Consider the following 16,346-nt stretch of genomic DNA (forward strand, 5'->3'; position numbering starts at 1 on the left):
ATAAGAGAGTATATTCGGCATCAATTACAGGAAGATATTGAAATGGATACGCTGGATTTTAAGGAATACATAGACCCGTTTACGGGTGGCAAGAAAAAGTAGGCAAAACAAGAGCCCCCGAGTAGGGGGCTGCCAGTAATAGTAATGTGATTGCCAGACTTTATTCAGTGCACTCTTTAGAGTGCAACCACAAGAGATAGGCCCTTATAGGGCCTGAGCAAACCACCAGTTAAACTGGTGGTTTTGATTTTTTAGTAAAATAGAGGGACACTTTTCGTTATAAATCGTTTATAAATGGCTTTGTTATGCGATTTTTAGATAATTTAAAAATTACAAAAAGTAATAGTAAAAATAAGATTTAATTATTTTTACTTCATAAACTCAAGAATTTTACGGAGCAATATGCAAAATAGTAAAGAATATTGTGATTTATATCGAAAATAGGTATATGATTATGTCTAAATGTAATTTACAAACATTACTTTCAGGTATATAATAACAAGCATAGAAACTGTATCCGGATACAATCTAATATGAGAAACGGCGATGCCCATAATTTTTTATGGACGAGCCCATGCCTCTTAAAGGCGTGACACGTGTATTTTTTATGAAAGGGTGTTATGTAATGGTTATCTTGGCCTTACTCCCGATTCTATTTCTCATTGTAGCATTGGGATTCTTGAAGATGGCCGGTTGGAAAGCGTGCCCAATCGCAGCCATTATCGCATTTATTGTTGCTGTGGCCGTGTATGACATGCCGGTTCCCATCGCTATTTCGGCAGCCTTAGAAGGGGTTGCCCTGGCATGTTGGCCGATTTTGCTGGTCATCGTTATGGCGCTGTTTGCCTATAAGTTGACGGTTGCAACGGGCAGCCTGGAAATTATCAAACAGATGCTGACCACGGTTAGTGAAGACAAACGTGTACTGTTCCTGCTCATCGCTTGGGGCTTCGGTACTTTTATGGAAGGCATGGCCGGGTTCGGTACGGCTGTTGCTATTCCGGCAGCTATGTTGGTTGCCCTCGGCTATCCGCCGATCAAGACCATCGTTGCCTGCTTGATTTCTAACGCTGTAGCGCCTTCGTTCGGTTCCATCGGTATTCCGACGACGACGATGGCTGCTGTTACGGGTCTTGATTCCGGTGTCTTGGCTACGAAGGTTTCCATCGTATCCTTTATTCCCGATCTGATCGTTCCGTTCTTAATGGTTATTTGTATCGGCGGCGGCCTGAAAGCCATCAAGGGCGTCGGAATCGTTACTCTTCTTTCTGGTTTAGCCCTGGCTATTCCGCAGCTGCTCATTTCCGTGACTATCGGCGCTGAACTTCCGGTCATGGTTTCGTCTATCATCATCATGGCTGTTATCGTCCTTTATTCCAGAGCCTGCAAGACGACGAGTAATCCGGAATATCAGGTTGATTTCAAAACTGATGATCAGAAAGCCGTTTCCTTTGGAGAAGGCGTAAAAGCTGCTATGATTTTCATCTTGATCTTCGTCCTTCTCGTTGGAACGTCGAAACTCTTCCCGTTCATCAACGGACCGCTGGCTTCTATTAAAACGACGGTTCCAATCTACGCCGGTGCCGGTGCCAAACCGTACACCTTTACGTGGATTGCCGTTCCGGGCATCATGATTTTCATTGCCTCCGTTTTAGGCGGCTTGTATCAAGGTGCTTCCATCGGTAAAATCGCTCAGGTCTTTAAAGACAACTTCGTTGGCCTGCGCTTTACGTACTTGACGATCATCACCGTTGTCGTCGTCGCGAAACTGATGACCTATTCGGGTATGACCAAAGAAATCGCCGATGCCCTCGTCTTTGCAACCGGCAACGGTTATCCGGTTTTCGCTCCCTTCGTCGGCGGCTTAGGTGCTTTCATCACCGGGTCGTGCACGAACGCCAATGTTCTCTTTGGGCCGCTCCAGACGTCGGTTGCCTCAAGCCTCGGCATGAGTCAGCCCTGGCTTGCCGGTGCCAGCTCTCTTGGCGGTTGTATCGGCAAGATGCTTTCTCCGCAGAGTATTGCCCTTGGTATCGGTGCTGTCGGTGCCGTTGCTGACGGTAAGGAAGGCGAAATCATGCGCGGTACTGTCGGTTATTGCCTCTTCTTGCTGGTCATTGCCGGTATCATCACGATCGTAGCTCCCAGCGTCGTTCCTTTCTTAGTCAACTGATATATAGTAGGCAGGCATGAAAGAGTATGCTGCATATCTATGTAGCATACCCTTTTTCTAACAGGAACAATGTGATATAATCTGTTGTGAAATGTTCCTCATACGAAACGTTTCCTTATAGGAATAATACAATATTACTTTAAAGCATAGTAAAAATTCGTAAAAATAATCGCAATTTAAAGTTTTTCGTTTGTTGCCGGTTTATTTAAAAATAAACTGCTCTTATGATAAGTTATCATGGAATAGTGCAAATCAATCGAAAAGTGATATGCGTAAAATGTGCAAATGTAATTTACATGCATAGCAAAGTAGAGTATAATGATACCTGTAAGAGATAAACGAAGAATAAACACAACAGACTAGTTTATATTTTCGTTATATTCGGTCTTAATCTGGAAGTCCTTTCCGGATGTAAATAAGTGTTATGCTTATTCTTTTCATTATTTGGAGGTATGTATTATGGCAAAAGGTAAAGTTTCACCAGAGTTAATTGAACAGTTCAAACAAATCGTCGGCGAAAAGTACGTTTATACGGACAAAGAAAAACTCGAACCGTATTCCCACGATGAAGTAACGGACCCTCATTACATGAAAGAACCGCAGGTCGTCGTTCTCCCTGCTACGACGGAAGAAGTTTCTAAAGTCGTAAAACTCTGTTATGAAAACGATACAGTTATGGTTCCGCGTGCTGCCGGTACGGGCCTTGCAGCCGGTGCTGTTGCTACGTTCGGCGGTGTCATCATCTCCATCGAACGCATGAACAACATCATTGAAATCGACAAAGAAAACATGGTCTGTGTTACGGAACCGGGCGTTACGACGGCCGTTCTCCAGGAATCCGTTCAGAAAGAAGGCCTCTTCTACGGCGGCGACCCCTGCAGTGGGGACTCCTGCTTCATCGGCGGTAACGTTGCTACCAACGCCGGTGGTAACCGCGCTGTTAAATACGGTGTAACCCGCGACCAGGTCATGGGCATGGAAGTCGTTACTCCGAGCGGCGAAGTTGTAACCCTTGGCGGTAAATTCCGTAAAAATGCTACGGGCTACATGCTGATGCACCTCTTCATCGGTTCTGAAGGTACCCTCGGCATCATCACCAAAATTTACCTCAAATTGGTTGCTCTTCCGAAATACCAGATGGACCTCTTGGCAGTATTTGATAACCTCGACGACGCTATCGCTTTGACTCCGAAAGTCATGGGTGCCGGCATCACTCCGGTCTGCGTCGAATTCATGGACAACGCTTCTATCAAACAGGTTGAAATCTTCCTCGATGAAAAACTGCCGAAATCCGATATCGGTAACTACATCATCATCCAGATCGCCGGCGACAGTGAAGACGTTCTTGATGAACAGTGCGAAAAAATCGTCGAATTGGCTGAAGAAAACAACGCTATCGACTCCTTGGTTGCTGACCCGGCTGTCATTTGGAAATCCCGTAAAGCATACCTCGAAGCTGACCGCGCTCGCAGCTTAGTCTTCTCCATGGAAGATATCGTCGTTCCCATGACGGAAATCCCTGACGCTGTACAGCAGATTTCTCGCTTGGCTGAAAAATACAATGTTGCTATGCACTGCGCCGGCCACTGCGGCGACGGCAACGTCCATATCGATATCTTGAAAGATGACCGCACTCAGGAAGAATGGGAAGAAATGCTTCCGAAAATCCAGGGTGAAATCTACGCTCTCGTTTACCAGCTCGGCGGCCGCCTCTCCGGCGAACACGGCATTGGCTACAAACGTGAAGCTCTCCTCGAAAAATACACGGACCCGGTTGAACTCAGCATGATGAAAGCTGTTAAGAAAGCCTTGGATCCGAAGAACATCATGAATCCGGGCAAAGTTGTCAGCATCAACGACGAAGTTCCGGTCGAAGAATAAGTTTTACAGTTGTATACTAAGGAAAAAGGGCAAGGCCAAGGCTTTGCCCTTTCTCTTTAGAGCTATGAAATGCTATGAAAATAGCGCGGATTTAGAAAGGGTGTGTACGTATGCAGAAGTTTGCAGTGCCTTTTGGCAAAGAAAAGATCAAATTTGAACTGCCGGATGAACAGGTAGCCGGCGTTCTCGTTTCCCATGCTCACGAATATAAAGCACCGAAATCGGAAGAAGAACTCGTTGCCGATGCTTTGGCTAACCCCATTGGCAGCCCGAAACTGAGCGAATTGGCCAAAGGTAAAAAAACTTGCGTCATTATTTCCAGTGACCATACTCGTCCCGTACCGAGCCATGTCATCATGCCGCAGCTCCTGGCTGAACTGCGCAAGGGAAATCCGGACATCGACATCACCATCCTCATCGCAACGGGGATGCATCGCCCGACAACGCAGGATGAATTAGTCGCGAAATACGGTAAAGAAATTGCCGAACATGAAAAATTCTCCATTCATGTCAGCCGTAACGACGAAGACATGGTCAGCATCGGTACCTTGCCGTCCGGCGGCGAATGCCTCATCAATAAACTGGCTGCTAATGCCGATCTGCTCATTTCGGAAGGCTTCATTGAACCTCATTTCTTTGCCGGCATGTCCGGTGGCCGTAAATCCGTTTTGCCGGGGATTGCCAGCAAGATTACGGTCTTGGCTAACCACTGCTCCGAATTCATCGCCAGCCCCAATGCCCGTACGGGTATCTTGAAAGGCAACCCGATTCACGAAGATATGCTCTACGCTGCGAAGGCAGCTAACCTGGCATTCATCTGCAACGTTGTCATCGATGCCGATAAGAAGGTCATCGCTGCTTTTGCCGGCGACCGCGAAGAAGCCCACTATGCCGGCGTCGACTTTGAAATGAAATTGGCCGGTGTAAAACCGATTCCGGCTGACATCGTCATCACGACCAACGGCGGCTATCCTCTGGACCAGAACATTTACCAGTCCGTAAAAGGCATGACGGCTGCTGAAGCTACGTGTAAAGATGGCGGCGTCATCATCGATGTATCGTCCTGCTCCGACGGTCACGGCGGCGAAGACTTCTACAACAACTTGAAGAATGCTACGTCTCTCCAGAAAGCCATGGATGAAATCCTGGCCCGCGGCCGCAACGAAACGGTCTTTGACCAGTGGGAAGCTCAGATTCTCATGCGTATGCTCCTGCGGTTTACGATCATCATGGTTACGGAAGCTCCGAAACAGATGATTGAAGACATGCACATGAAATACGCTTCGTCCATCGAAGAAGCTTTGGCGATGGCAAAAGACGTATTGGCTGAAAAAGGCGTTAAAGAACCGAAAGTCACGGTTATTCCTGACGGCGTATCGGTTATCGTAAAATAAGCTTTTCGGCCGATTATTAAGATCATGAATAATGAAACGGCTCTGTAAAGGTGAACCCTTTATGGAGCCGTTTTTGTCTTGCAATGACCTATAAAGTATCATATAATGAGTGAGATATTGTTTTGGCATGGATAAAGGGGGAATTGCCTTGGCAGGGTTAGAAACAACACTGGTATTCGACATCACCATGATTCTGCAAGTCGTGCTCATCGATTTGGCCTTAGGCGGCGATAATTCAATCGTCATCGGCATGGCAGCTAAAAATCTGCCTGCACATCTGCAAAAGAAAGCTATTTTATACGGAACGGCAGGGGCTATCATCCTGCGCTTTATCATGGCGTTTATCGTGTCCTGGCTGTTCCAGGTGCCTTTTTTGAAGACACTCGGCGCCGTCCTGCTCGTTTTCATTGGCATCAAGCTCATCGGAGCCGATGAGGCCGCCGAAGATATCCACGTCGAAGCTAAGGACTCCTTGTGGGCGGCTGTGCGGACGATTATGATGGCCGATGCCCTCATGAGTTTAGACAACGTACTTGGGATCGTCGGGGTCACGAATAACCACTGGGGCCTTTTGATGTTCGGCATGCTCATTTCGGTTCCGATCATCGTCTTTGGCAGCACTGTCGTCGTTAAAGTCATGAACCGGTTTCCCATTTTAGTCTATATCGGTGGAGCTATCCTCGGCTGGGCTTCCGGCGGCATGGTGGCAACGGACCCGTATTTAGCGCAGTATGTCGGCTGGGCAGCCGCTAATCCGACAGCGATGAAGCTCGTCTTGTTGGGCGTTACCGTCGTCGGCGGTTTTCTTTGGAAATCCCTTCACCGGGGAGGGAAAATTGCGGTCTAGATAAAGAAAAAACTTGACATTTTCTTCCAGTGTGATATTATATATAAGTCAGGTAACGGGGCGTGGCGCAGTTTGGTAGCGCGCTTGGTTCGGGACTAAGAGGTCGCAGGTTCAAATCCTGTCGCCCCGACCATTTTATATATCGGTATTTATCCCGAGAATACAGTAAGCGATATATAAAGCATGGAGAGCTGTCCGAGTGGCTGAAGGAGCATGATTGGAAATCATGTATAGGGCGAACGCTCTATCGTGGGTTCAAATCCCACGCTCTCCGCCATAAGAAAAAAGACGATCACGAAAGTGGTCGTCTTTTTTTATCTTTCATTAAAAATGTGTTTTCGGTCAACCTTTTCTTTACCTACATGGATACCGTCGCTCACGCCGTTTTGCTGCATCACTCCCTATGCAGCTTTTTGACTATGTACGGTGTGTCCGATTCTATCATGCCCGAAGACAGTGAAAGTGCCTCCTGTTAATAAGGAATCGGCAGTACTGTTAAAGAAGATATATAATATTATAGTATATAAAGGAGGTGGCGTCCGTTGTTGACGTTTCCTTCTGAGACATCTGATGGAGTGACCGGAATCCCGTGGACCCATCGATATTTTCCTTGCAATTCAAGGCTCGATGTGATAAACTATTCTAGCATAGGTTTTGAATGATTGATCATAGAAAGAGGTGTAAGTGGTGAAAGAAGGTATTCATCCGAAGTATTATCCGAATGCCAAGGTAACTTGCGCATGCGGCAATACGTTTGAAACAGGTTCTACGAAACCGGAACTGCGTGTTGAAATTTGCTCTCAGTGCCATCCGTTCTTTACGGGTCAGCAGCGTGCTCAGCAGGCTCGTGGCCGTATCGAACAGTTCAATAAACGTTATGGTAAAACAGGTAAATAATCAGCAGTACAAGTGGGCAGCAGAGCAGAAATGCTCTGCTCTATTTGTATGTAGAGAAAGGGAGGTAACGCTTTGAAGAAACCGAAGATTTATGTCGGCGGTCAGGCTGTCATCGAAGGGGTTATGATGCGCAGTCCCCAAACGATTGCCACGGCTGTTCGGACACCGTCCGGTGAAATTACGGTAAAAAAAGAGCCTATTCGGTCCATTTCCGAACGGTTTCCGATTCTGAAGAAACCCTTTTTGCGGGGAACCGTAGCTTTGGTCGAGTCCCTCATATACGGCATGAAGAGCCTCTCTTATTCGGCACAGGCTGCCGGTGAAGAAGAGGAACAGCTTTCGAGCTGGCAAATGGCCCTCACCATGGGGATTTCTGTCCTCTTGGCTATCGTCTTCTTCCTGGTCATCCCTACGTACGCTGCTAAATTTATTCCCGGCGTTACGGACAGTGCCTTTCGGCTCAATGTCGTCGAAGGGATTTTGCGCCTGGCTATATTTCTATTATATATATGGGCCATTTCATTGACGGCAGATATCCGCCGGGTCTTTGAATATCACGGGGCTGAACATAAGACGATTTGGACCTATGAGTCCGGTGAAGAATTGACCGTTGAAAATGTCATGCGCCATACTCGCCTTCATCCGCGGTGCGGCACGAATTTTCTGCTCATCGTCATGGTCGTGTCGATTTTCGTCTTTGCCTTTTTGGGCTGGCCGAGTTTCATCGAACGCGTCTTGTCCCGTATCGTCCTCATGCCTGTCGTTGCCGGTATCAGTTATGAAATGATACGCCTGGCCGGGCGCACGACGAATCCCGTCATTCAAACCATATTCCGACCGGGTCTGTGGCTTCAATATCTGACGACCCGTGAACCGCATCCCGACCAGATAGAAGTTGCCATCGAAGCCATGAAGGCTGCCAAACCAGCTGACGACGGCGATGTTACAGAGATAAAGTAAGGAGAGAATTATGAGCTCATTTATGGATAAAGTACAGGCCGTGGAGAATAAATTCATGGACCTGGAACAGCAGATCAGCGACCCTGCGGTCATTGCCCGTCAGGAAGAATGGCAGAAGCTGACGAAGGAACATGCGTCGCTCATGCCCCTTGTCGAAACGTTCCGCAAGTATAAGGACATCACCCATACGATAGAAGGGGATCAGGAAATCTTAAATGACCCCGACAGCGATGATGACCTCATGGCCATGGCTAAGGAAGAAATGAACGGCCTTGTAAAAGAACAGGCCGACCTTGAAGATCAGCTGCACATCCTCATGCTGCCCAAGGACCCGCGGGATGATAAAAACGTCATCATGGAAATCCGCGGCGGTGCCGGCGGCGACGAAGCAGCCCTCTTTGCCGGCGACCTATTCCGCATGTATATGAAATATATCGAAAAGCAGCCCGGCTGGAAGACGAGTATTATCAGCTCTAACGAACCGGAATTGGGCGGTTTTAAAGAAGTCGTATTCTCTATCGAAGGATCCGGTGTCTTTGGCAAGCTGAAATATGAATCGGGCGTCCATCGCGTTCAGCGTGTCCCCGTTACCGAAGCCGGCGGCCGTATCCACACGTCGACGGCGACTGTTGCCGTTCTGCCGGAAGCAGAAGACGTTGAAATCGATCTCAATATGGACGATGTCCGCGTCGATTATTTCCGTGCTTCCGGTGCCGGCGGTCAGCACGTCAATAAGACGAGTTCTGCCGTCCGCATGACCCATATTCCGACGGGCATGGTCGTCGAATGTCAGGACGAACGGTCGCAGCTGGAAAATAGGGCCAAAGCTCTTCGCGTCTTGAAAGCCCGTCTCCTCGATCAGGCTCAGCAGAAAGCAGACGCCGAACTGACGGAAGAACGGCGCAGTCAGGTCGGTACGGGTGACCGTAGTGAACGAATCCGCACGTACAACTTCCCCCAGGGCCGGGTAACGGACCACCGAATCAACCTGACTTTGTACAAACTCGATAACGTCTTAAACGGTGATATCGACGAATTTATTCAGGCTCTGGCTGAAACTCGCCGAGCTGAACTGATGAAAGAAGCAGAAAATGAATAAGATTTGGACCATCGGTGCCTTGCTGCAATGGACTCAGCAGTACTTTGCAGAAAAAGGCATCGATTCACCGCGTCTGGATGCAGAGATTCTCTTGGCCCATGTCTTAAAAAAAGAGCGGATTTATTTATATGCCCATTACGATGAGCCCATGAACGGTGAAGAACTGGCGGCGTATCGGGAATTGGTGAAAAAGCGGGGGAGCCGTTTGTCCGTCGCCCATATCTTGGGAAACCAAGCTTTTATGGGACTTGATTTTAAGGTCAGCCAGGATGTGCTCATCCCGCGGCCGGAAACGGAGATGCTCGTAGAAACCGTGATAGCGGCGGCTAAGGGAACAAAGCCTGTCGTCATCGATATCGGCACGGGAAGTGGTGCCATTGTTCTCAGTCTCTTGTCGCACTTACCGGAAGCGACGGGATTTGGTGTCGATATTTCCCCGAAGGCCTTGGCTGTTGCCGCCGAGAATGGCCAAACCTTGGGTCTTAGCGACCGCGTAACCTGGCTTGAAAGTGACCTTTTCACGGAGGTCCCGCCCATGGCCTGTGACTGGCTGGTGTCGAATCCGCCTTATCTGACGGCTCAGGATATGGCAGATCTTCAGCCTGAAGTGCGCCATGATCCGGAACTTGCCTTATACGGCGGTGACGATGGGCTTTCTGTTTACCGGAGACTGGCTGAGGCCTCGCCGGCCTATGTCAAAGGCGGCGGCCACTGTGCCGTCGAAATCGGGGCCGGCCAAGCCCCGGATGTCATCGACATTTTCTGCCGGACCGGTGCCTATGACCATGAACAGACCGTTAAAGATTATGGCGGCATTGACAGGGTCCTGTTATTTACAAGAAAAGAGTAATAGATCATGAAGCAGACGAAACTTGTAGAAATTACGGATATAGAGCAACAGAAGGAGATTCTTGAAGAAGCCGGAAGGATTATTCGTGACGGCGGACTGGTCGTCTTTCCGACGGAAACGGTATATGGCATCGGTGCTAACGGCCTTGATGCCGACGCCTGCCGCAGTATTTATGAAGCGAAAGGGCGTCCCAGTGACAACCCTTTGATTTTGACCGTTCCCGACGAAGAAGGGGCCCTTCAGGCAGCGGCCGTCATCTCGCCGACGGCGCAGAAATTGATGAATTATTTCTGGCCCGGTCCCTTGACCATCGTCCTGCCTAGAAAACCCATCGTTCCCGATGCGGCTACGGGAGGCCTCGATACGGTAGCCCTGCGCTGCCCTGATCACGATATCTGCCGGGCTTTTCTGCGCTATGCCGGTGTTCCTGTAGCCGGTCCCAGTGCCAACTTATCGACTCGTCCCAGTCCGACGACGGCGGCTGAAGTCATGCACGACATGGACGGCCGTGTCGATATGGTCATTGATGGCGGTCCCTGCCACATCGGCGTTGAATCGACAATCGTTGAATGCAATGGCGACGACAAGGTAACCATCCTTCGTCCCGGCGGCGTTACCATTGAAATGCTGAAGGAAATCGTGCCCATCGTTGAAATGGATACGACTTTGGTGACCGGCAAGGGGGTTCCCAAGGCGCCTGGCATGAAGTACCGCCATTATGCACCGTCAGCACCGATGACTGTCGTCGTAGGGACGGAAGACAAGGTAACGGAAAAGCTGCAGTCTCTGTATGAAGTACTTAAGGCAGAAGGGAAGACCGTCGGTTTCTTGGTCAGTGAAGAAGTAGGCAGCCATTTTCCTCATAAAAACATGTACGTCTGGGGCCATCACGACGACAAAGAAGCCTTGGCTAACCAGCTCTATACGGGTCTCCTTTCCTTTGACAGCGACGTCGTAGACGTCATCTTAGCCGAAGGCGTCGATGATGAAGGATTGGGCCTTGCTATCATGAACCGCATGAAGAAAGCTGCCGGCGGCCATGTCATCGTCGTCGATTAAGGCTTTTCCGAAGTGACAGGAAGATGTATAATAAGATAGAATTATACCAGCACACAGACAGGGAGGATTTAATGATGAAATTAGTACTTGGCGCCGACCACGGCGGATTTGAACTGAAGGAAAATATCAAAGAATATTTGAAAGAAGAAGGCATTGAATTTACCGACTACGGCACCTTGAGCGGCGATCGCTGCGACTATCCCGACGTTGCCAAAAAAGTTGCCGAAGCTATTGCCGACGGTACCTTTGACCGGGGCATCCTCGTTTGCGGCACCGGCATCGGCATCGGCATTGCGGCTAATAAAGTTCACGGCATCCGGGCAGCTCTTTGCCACGATACCTTTTCGGCAGAATTCTGCCGCCGCCATAACGACGCCAACATTCTAACCATGGGCGGCCGCGTTATCGGACCGGGCCTGGCCAGAGAAATCGTTCGTATTTTCCTGTCCACCGGCTTTGACGGCGGCCGTCACGCTGAACGCGTTGCCAAAATTGCCGACATGGATAAATGAGGAAGGAGTATTCACACATGCATGTACAAGTAATGGATCATCCGCTTATTCAGCATAAAATCACGCTCATGCGCAAAAAAGAAACGGGGTCGAAGGATTTCCGCAACCTCTTAGAAGAAATTACCATGCTCATGGGCTATGAAATCACGCGGGACCTGCCGTTGGAAAATGTAGCTATCGAAACGCCGGTCGCTACGATGACGGGCAAGCAGATCAGCGGCAAGAAACTGGGCATCGTCCCCGTTCTTCGCGCCGGTTTGGGCATGGTTCAGGGGATGCTGAACCTCATCCCCATGGCGAAAGTCGGTCATATCGGCCTCTATCGCGACCCGCAGACTCTGGAACCGGTTGAATATTACTGCAAACTGCCTGATGTTGAAAACCGCGACTTCATCATTGTCGATCCCATGCTGGCTACCGGCGGCAGTGCTTCGGCAGCCATTACCCTGCTCAAGGATAAGGGTATCAAGAACATTAAGCTTATGTGCTTGGTAGCCGCGCCTCAGGGCGTTCAGAAGGTCAACGCCGATCACCCGGACGTTCGCATCTACGTTGCCGCCCTCGACGATACCTTGAATGACCAGGGCTATATCGTTCCCGGCCTCGGCGATGCCGGCGACCGTATCTTCGGTACGAAATAAGAAACTTTTATTACGGCATATAAAAAAATCACCTCCCATATTGTTTGGGAGGTGATTTTCTGTCTGTTAATGGCCGCAGGAAGCGAGGCTGTGAATCGATTCCAATTCATAAGGCGTTTCCTGATAGACGATATTCAGCCAATTGTGGTAGAAGAGGTGGGCGTAGCTGCACCATGTGAAGTACGGTTCCTTGGTATCGTTGTCGCCCGGGTAATAGTGCTTGGGGACGGCGATGGGAAGGCCTTTTTTCTTATCCCGCAGGTACTCTTCTTCGAGGGTCCGGCGGTCGTATTCGAAGTGGCCGAGGACGAAGAAGCGGCGGTGGTCCGGCGTACCGATGATGTTGATGCCGTTTTCGGCGGACCGAGACAGGATTTCCAGTTCCGGTGTGTTGTAGACGGCAATGTCATCTATGGCCGTATGGCGGGACTGGGGAATGAAGTAGCGGTCATCGAAGCCTCGGAGGAGGGGATGGTGCTTCTGAGTCAGTTGGTATTCGAAGATACCGAAAAGCTTGGAAGACAGATCCCGTTTGTGGATGCCGTAGTAGTGGTAGAGCCCGGCTTGGGCACCCCAGCAGAAGAGGAGCGTTGAAAAGGCATGGGTCTTGGCCCAGTCGAAATAGGTCTTCATTTCCGGCCAGTAGTCGACGGATTCAAAGGGAATCTGTTCGACCGGCGCGCCGGTAATGATCAGGCCGTCATAGTAGCGGTCCTTAATGTCTTCGAAGACGCAGTAGTTTTCATCGAGGTAAGAGGCATCGGTATGGGTACTCTGATGCATTTCCGTATGGCAGAAGTCGACTTCGACCTGGAGCGGCGAGTCACCGAGCAGGCGCAGGAGCTGGAGCTCCGTGGGCTTCTTTAAAGGCATTAAGTTGAGGATGAGAATGTGCAGGGGCCGTATGTCCTGATGGAGGGCCAGACCCTTATCAATGGTGAAGATTCCTTCGTCATGTAATTTTTCCTTGGCGGCCAGGCCGTCAGCAATTTTAATCGGCATCGTCTGTCCCTCCTTTATCAGGCTATACTTAAATCGAAGCTAAGGCTTTTTCTACGGCAGCTAAGAGGTCTTCAATGTTTTCGAGGCCGATGGAGATGCGGACCGTACCCGGCGTAATACCGCAGGCACGCTGTGCTTCTTCGGAAAGCTGCTGATGTGTCGTCGAAGCCGGGTGAACGAGGAGCGACTTGGAGTCGCCGACGTTGGCCAGGTCCGAGAAGATATCGGCGCTGTCGATGAATTTACGGGCTGCTGTGTAGCCGTCTTTCAATTCGAAGGAGAAAATGGAGCCCGTTCCCTTGGGGAAGTATTTCTGAGCCAATTTGTAGTACGGCGAAGACGGCAGGGACGGATAGTTGACCTTGGCGACTTTCGGGCTGTTTTCTAAGAAATCAGCGATTTTCTGGGCGTTTTCAACGTGGCGTTCGATGCGCAGCGACAGCGATTCAAGGCCCTGGATGAGGAGCCAGGCGTTGAACGGGCTGATGCAGGCACCGAGGTCGCGGAGGGCTTTGGCGCGGATGCGGGTGACGAAGCCGGCGCCGGGAATATCCTTGGCGAAGTTGACGCCGTTATAGGACTGATCCGGCGAAGCGAATTCTTGGAAGCGGCCCGAAGCAGCCCAATCGAATTTACCGTTTTCCACGATGAGTCCGCCTAAGGTCGTGCCATGGCCGCCGATGAATTTCGTAGCAGAATGGACGACGATGTCAGCACCGTGGTCGAGAGGACGGAAGAGGAACGGCGTTGCAAAGGTATTGTCGACGATGACCGGCAAGCCGTTTTCATGGGCAATGGCTGCGATGGCTTCAAAGTCGGGAATATTGATGGCCGGGTTGCCGAGGCTTTCGAGGTAAATGGCTTTGGTCTTGTCGTTGATGTATTTGGCAAAGGACTGCGGATCATCGGGATCGGCAAAGTGCGTCGTAATGCCGAGATGTTTGAACGTTTCCGTAAAGAGTTCGACCGTGCCGCCGTACAGGGTCGGAGCGGCGATGATTTCGTCGCCGGCACCGGCTAAGTTGATGATGGAGTAGGCGATAGCCGATGCGCCGCTGGCCGTAGCAAGACCGGCTGTGCCGTTTTCAAGCGCGGCGATTCGTTTTTCCAGGACGTCCTGGGTCGGATTGGTCAAACGGCTGTAGATGAAGCCCGGATCTCTCAATGCAAAGCGGTCTTCTGCCTGCTGCGTATCTTTAAAGACGTAAGACGTCGTCTGGTAAATAGGAACGGCACGAGAACCCGTCGTCGGATCCGGAACCTGACCTGCATGCTGTTGTAACGTTTCGAATTTGTAGTTTTTGTTTTCGCTCATAATACATTTCCCCCTGATATCTTAAAAAATATAATGTAGTATAAACTTGAAAGCCTTGTAATAAAAAAAGCTTCCATCCCTATGTAAGGGACGGAAGCACCGTGATACCACCCAATTTCACCTATCCTTCACAGGATAAGCCTCTTCAGGTACGCAGGCAAATCTTGCCCTCAATACCTTAGCACTGTAACGGGTGCGCCCGGACGGTCTAATTATTCGACCAGCCTGCTCGGAGTCCATCTTCCACGATGCTCGTTGCATTCCCTTTCACCAAATGGGAACTCTCTGTGCCAAATCCTATCGTGTACTCTTCTCTTCATTGCAACACTATCAAGTTGTTGACGTAAGTCTATCATCAAAACGAGGTCTTGTCAAATGATTTTTCGAAAAAAATTCAAGAAAATTTAAGTTAAACGTTCTAATATAAAGGTACTGCTTAAATATATAATGATGTATATAGTATGCGAAAACGGTATCGACAACTATGCCGAGGCTGAAACGTCGTTTTTATCCGGTCTTTTCCCGAAAAAACGCTGGAAAAGTAAAATAATTGTTGACAAGGAGCAGTGAAATCTGTAAAATAAATAAGTAAGCTTTTCACTTGGACTCCATTAGCCCCGGAGAAAGAGCACCAAAAGCTTGGTCAGTTAGTTAATCAGGGAGGAATTACACAGCATGAAAACTACATTTATGGCCAATGCAGGCAACATCGAACGTAAATGGTTTGTTGTTGACGCTGAAGGCCAGACATTAGGCCGTCTTGCTGCCGAAGTAGCTAAAGTTCTTCGGGGAAAACATAAACCTACTTTTACCCCGCATGTCGATACAGGCGATTTTGTAATTGTAGTCAACGCAGCAAAAGTTAAATTGACTGGTAAGAAATTAATCCAGAAGACCTATTTCCATCATTCCGGTTATCCCGGTGGATCTAAATTCACTCAGGCCGGCCATCTGCTCGAAACACGGCCGGAACGTGTTGTTGAAATGGCAGTTCGCGGTATGCTCCCGAAAAATAAATTGGGTGAACAGATGTACCGTAAACTGAACGTCTATGCAGGCGCTGAACATCCGCATCAGGCTCAGCAACCTGAAGTTTTGAAGTTAAACATTCGCTAATTAATACCGGGAGGAAGATTTCATGGCAGTAGCACAGTACTACGGCACTGGCCGTAGAAAGACATCCGTTGCTAGAGTTCGTCTGGTTCCGGGTCAGGGTAATATCACCGTCAATAAAAAAGAATTGAACGAATATTTCGGTCGTAAAACGCTGGAATTGGTTATTAAACAGCCCCTCGTACTCACAGGTGTAACCGAACAGTACGACGTCATCGCTGACGTTAAGGGCGGCGGTCCGTCCGGCCAGGCCGGCGCAATCCGTCACGGCATCAGCCGCGCTCTGTTGGAAGTCGACAGCGATTTCCGTCAGGCACTGAAAAAAGCCGGTTTCCTCACGCGTGACCCGCGTGAAAAAGAACGCCGCAAATACGGCCTCAAGAAAGCTCGTAAAGCTTCTCAGTTCTCGAAACGTTAATATTTTTCCAAGATATTTTCGTCAAACCTATGCAATTAAAAAGGGGTATCTCACAATGGGTTTCCATTCTGAGACCCCTTTTTTGTATCTTTTTGAAGGGAAGCCCTTGGCTGACAGGAAGGGTCCCGATACTTCGGTGCGGGACCTTTTTGGCGTAGAGAAAACTGGTTCTATAATAAATGTTG

At 49.4% G+C, this 16,346-nt stretch carries 15 protein-coding genes, 2 tRNA genes, 1 pseudogene and 1 other annotated feature; of the genes and pseudogenes, 16 read left to right on the forward strand and 2 right to left on the reverse strand.

Features of this window, described 5'->3' with window-relative positions; genetic code table 11:
• The 14 genes and pseudogenes from A0U42_RS11825 to upp all read left to right on the forward strand — a co-directional run.
• Window positions 1-102 (forward strand): annotated as a pseudogene (locus tag A0U42_RS11825) (IS200/IS605 family transposase); the annotation flags it as partial.
• Between the two features lie 523 nt (window positions 103-625).
• A complete protein-coding gene (locus A0U42_RS08470; protein ID WP_081651741.1) occupies window positions 626-2,173 on the forward strand; it encodes an L-lactate permease in 1,548 nt (515 codons plus the stop codon).
• A 459-nt stretch (window positions 2,174-2,632) separates the two neighbouring features.
• On the forward strand, window positions 2,633-4,054 hold the full coding sequence (locus tag A0U42_RS08475) for an FAD-binding oxidoreductase (RefSeq protein WP_044505017.1): 1,422 nt from the start codon (window positions 2,633-2,635) through the stop codon (window positions 4,052-4,054).
• 110 nt (window positions 4,055-4,164) lie between these two features.
• Entirely contained in the window at window positions 4,165-5,448 is a 1,284-nt protein-coding gene (larA, locus tag A0U42_RS08480) for a nickel-dependent lactate racemase (protein ID WP_044505016.1), read from the forward strand.
• 148 nt (window positions 5,449-5,596) lie between these two features.
• Window positions 5,597-6,295 (forward strand): TerC family protein, encoded by a 699-nt coding sequence (locus tag A0U42_RS08485; RefSeq protein ID WP_044505015.1) that lies wholly within the window; start codon window positions 5,597-5,599, stop codon window positions 6,293-6,295.
• Between the two features lie 56 nt (window positions 6,296-6,351).
• Window positions 6,352-6,428 (forward strand) — tRNA-Pro (locus A0U42_RS08490).
• 52 nt (window positions 6,429-6,480) lie between these two features.
• Window positions 6,481-6,572: transfer RNA gene (locus A0U42_RS08495), tRNA-Ser, on the forward strand.
• A gap of 410 nt (window positions 6,573-6,982) precedes the next feature.
• Complete coding sequence (rpmE, locus tag A0U42_RS08500) at window positions 6,983-7,192, forward strand: 50S ribosomal protein L31 (RefSeq protein ID WP_062412203.1); 210 nt, start codon at window positions 6,983-6,985, stop codon at window positions 7,190-7,192.
• 72 nt (window positions 7,193-7,264) lie between these two features.
• On the forward strand, window positions 7,265-8,152 hold the full coding sequence (locus A0U42_RS08505) for a DUF1385 domain-containing protein (protein WP_044505011.1): 888 nt from the start codon (window positions 7,265-7,267) through the stop codon (window positions 8,150-8,152).
• Between the two features lie 10 nt (window positions 8,153-8,162).
• Window positions 8,163-9,251, forward strand: coding sequence for a peptide chain release factor 1 (gene prfA / locus A0U42_RS08510; protein ID WP_044505010.1), 1,089 nt, complete (start codon window positions 8,163-8,165; stop codon window positions 9,249-9,251).
• The gene (gene prmC, locus A0U42_RS08515) at window positions 9,244-10,101 is read left to right on the forward strand and encodes a peptide chain release factor N(5)-glutamine methyltransferase (RefSeq protein ID WP_065360607.1); all 858 of its coding nucleotides are present in this window, start codon (window positions 9,244-9,246) and stop codon (window positions 10,099-10,101) included. The genes prfA and prmC overlap by 8 nt, the downstream gene beginning before the upstream one ends.
• Before the next feature lie 6 nt (window positions 10,102-10,107).
• Entirely contained in the window at window positions 10,108-11,160 is a 1,053-nt protein-coding gene (locus tag A0U42_RS08520; RefSeq protein ID WP_044505008.1) for an L-threonylcarbamoyladenylate synthase, read from the forward strand.
• A gap of 74 nt (window positions 11,161-11,234) precedes the next feature.
• On the forward strand, window positions 11,235-11,672 hold the full coding sequence (gene rpiB, locus A0U42_RS08525) for a ribose 5-phosphate isomerase B (RefSeq protein WP_044505007.1): 438 nt from the start codon (window positions 11,235-11,237) through the stop codon (window positions 11,670-11,672).
• A gap of 17 nt (window positions 11,673-11,689) precedes the next feature.
• Window positions 11,690-12,313 (forward strand): uracil phosphoribosyltransferase, encoded by a 624-nt coding sequence (gene upp / locus A0U42_RS08530; protein ID WP_044505006.1) that lies wholly within the window; start codon window positions 11,690-11,692, stop codon window positions 12,311-12,313.
• Window positions 12,314-12,379: 66 nt separating this feature from the next.
• On the opposite strand, the gene metA is transcribed toward upp, so the two are convergent.
• Both metA and A0U42_RS08540 read right to left on the reverse strand, forming a co-directional pair.
• Entirely contained in the window at window positions 12,380-13,315 is a 936-nt protein-coding gene (gene metA / locus A0U42_RS08535; RefSeq protein ID WP_065360608.1) for a homoserine O-succinyltransferase, read from the reverse strand.
• A gap of 28 nt (window positions 13,316-13,343) precedes the next feature.
• Window positions 13,344-14,630 carry an O-acetylhomoserine aminocarboxypropyltransferase/cysteine synthase family protein gene (locus A0U42_RS08540; protein ID WP_065360609.1) on the reverse strand — a complete coding sequence of 429 codons (1,287 nt, stop codon included), beginning with the start codon at window positions 14,628-14,630 and terminating at the stop codon, window positions 13,344-13,346.
• An 83-nt stretch (window positions 14,631-14,713) separates the two neighbouring features.
• Window positions 14,714-14,959 (reverse strand) — a binding site (T-box leader).
• 346 nt (window positions 14,960-15,305) lie between these two features.
• Between A0U42_RS08540 and rplM the strand changes: the two genes are divergently transcribed.
• On the forward strand, window positions 15,306-15,746 hold the full coding sequence (gene rplM / locus A0U42_RS08545) for a 50S ribosomal protein L13 (protein WP_062412212.1): 441 nt from the start codon (window positions 15,306-15,308) through the stop codon (window positions 15,744-15,746).
• A 22-nt stretch (window positions 15,747-15,768) separates the two neighbouring features.
• Complete coding sequence (gene rpsI, locus A0U42_RS08550) at window positions 15,769-16,161, forward strand: 30S ribosomal protein S9 (protein WP_044505002.1); 393 nt, start codon at window positions 15,769-15,771, stop codon at window positions 16,159-16,161.
• Window positions 16,162-16,346: the final 185 nt, after the last annotated feature.

The organism is Megasphaera sp. DISK 18 (assembly GCF_001682955.1).
Lineage (GTDB): Bacteria > Bacillota > Negativicutes > Veillonellales > Megasphaeraceae > Megasphaera > Megasphaera massiliensis.

What these genes read in the sequence shown, in the direction of transcription:
- A0U42_RS08520 (WP_044505008.1), top strand. Translation starts at nt 10,108, where the DNA reads ATGAAGCAGACGAAACTTGTAGAAATTACGGATATAGAGCAACAGAAG.
- metA (WP_065360608.1), bottom strand. Translation starts at nt 13,315, where the DNA reads ATGCCGATTAAAATTGCTGACGGCCTGGCCGCCAAGGAAAAATTACAT.
- rplM (WP_062412212.1), top strand. Translation starts at nt 15,306, where the DNA reads ATGAAAACTACATTTATGGCCAATGCAGGCAACATCGAACGTAAATGG.
- A0U42_RS08540 (WP_065360609.1), bottom strand. Translation starts at nt 14,630, where the DNA reads ATGAGCGAAAACAAAAACTACAAATTCGAAACGTTACAACAGCATGCA.
- prmC (WP_065360607.1), top strand. Translation starts at nt 9,244, where the DNA reads ATGAATAAGATTTGGACCATCGGTGCCTTGCTGCAATGGACTCAGCAG.
- A0U42_RS08470 (WP_081651741.1), top strand. Translation starts at nt 626, where the DNA reads ATGGTTATCTTGGCCTTACTCCCGATTCTATTTCTCATTGTAGCATTG.
- rpsI (WP_044505002.1), top strand. Translation starts at nt 15,769, where the DNA reads ATGGCAGTAGCACAGTACTACGGCACTGGCCGTAGAAAGACATCCGTT.
- A0U42_RS08475 (WP_044505017.1), top strand. Translation starts at nt 2,633, where the DNA reads ATGGCAAAAGGTAAAGTTTCACCAGAGTTAATTGAACAGTTCAAACAA.
- larA (WP_044505016.1), top strand. Translation starts at nt 4,165, where the DNA reads ATGCAGAAGTTTGCAGTGCCTTTTGGCAAAGAAAAGATCAAATTTGAA.
- rpiB (WP_044505007.1), top strand. Translation starts at nt 11,235, where the DNA reads ATGAAATTAGTACTTGGCGCCGACCACGGCGGATTTGAACTGAAGGAA.
- prfA (WP_044505010.1), top strand. Translation starts at nt 8,163, where the DNA reads ATGAGCTCATTTATGGATAAAGTACAGGCCGTGGAGAATAAATTCATG.
- upp (WP_044505006.1), top strand. Translation starts at nt 11,690, where the DNA reads ATGCATGTACAAGTAATGGATCATCCGCTTATTCAGCATAAAATCACG.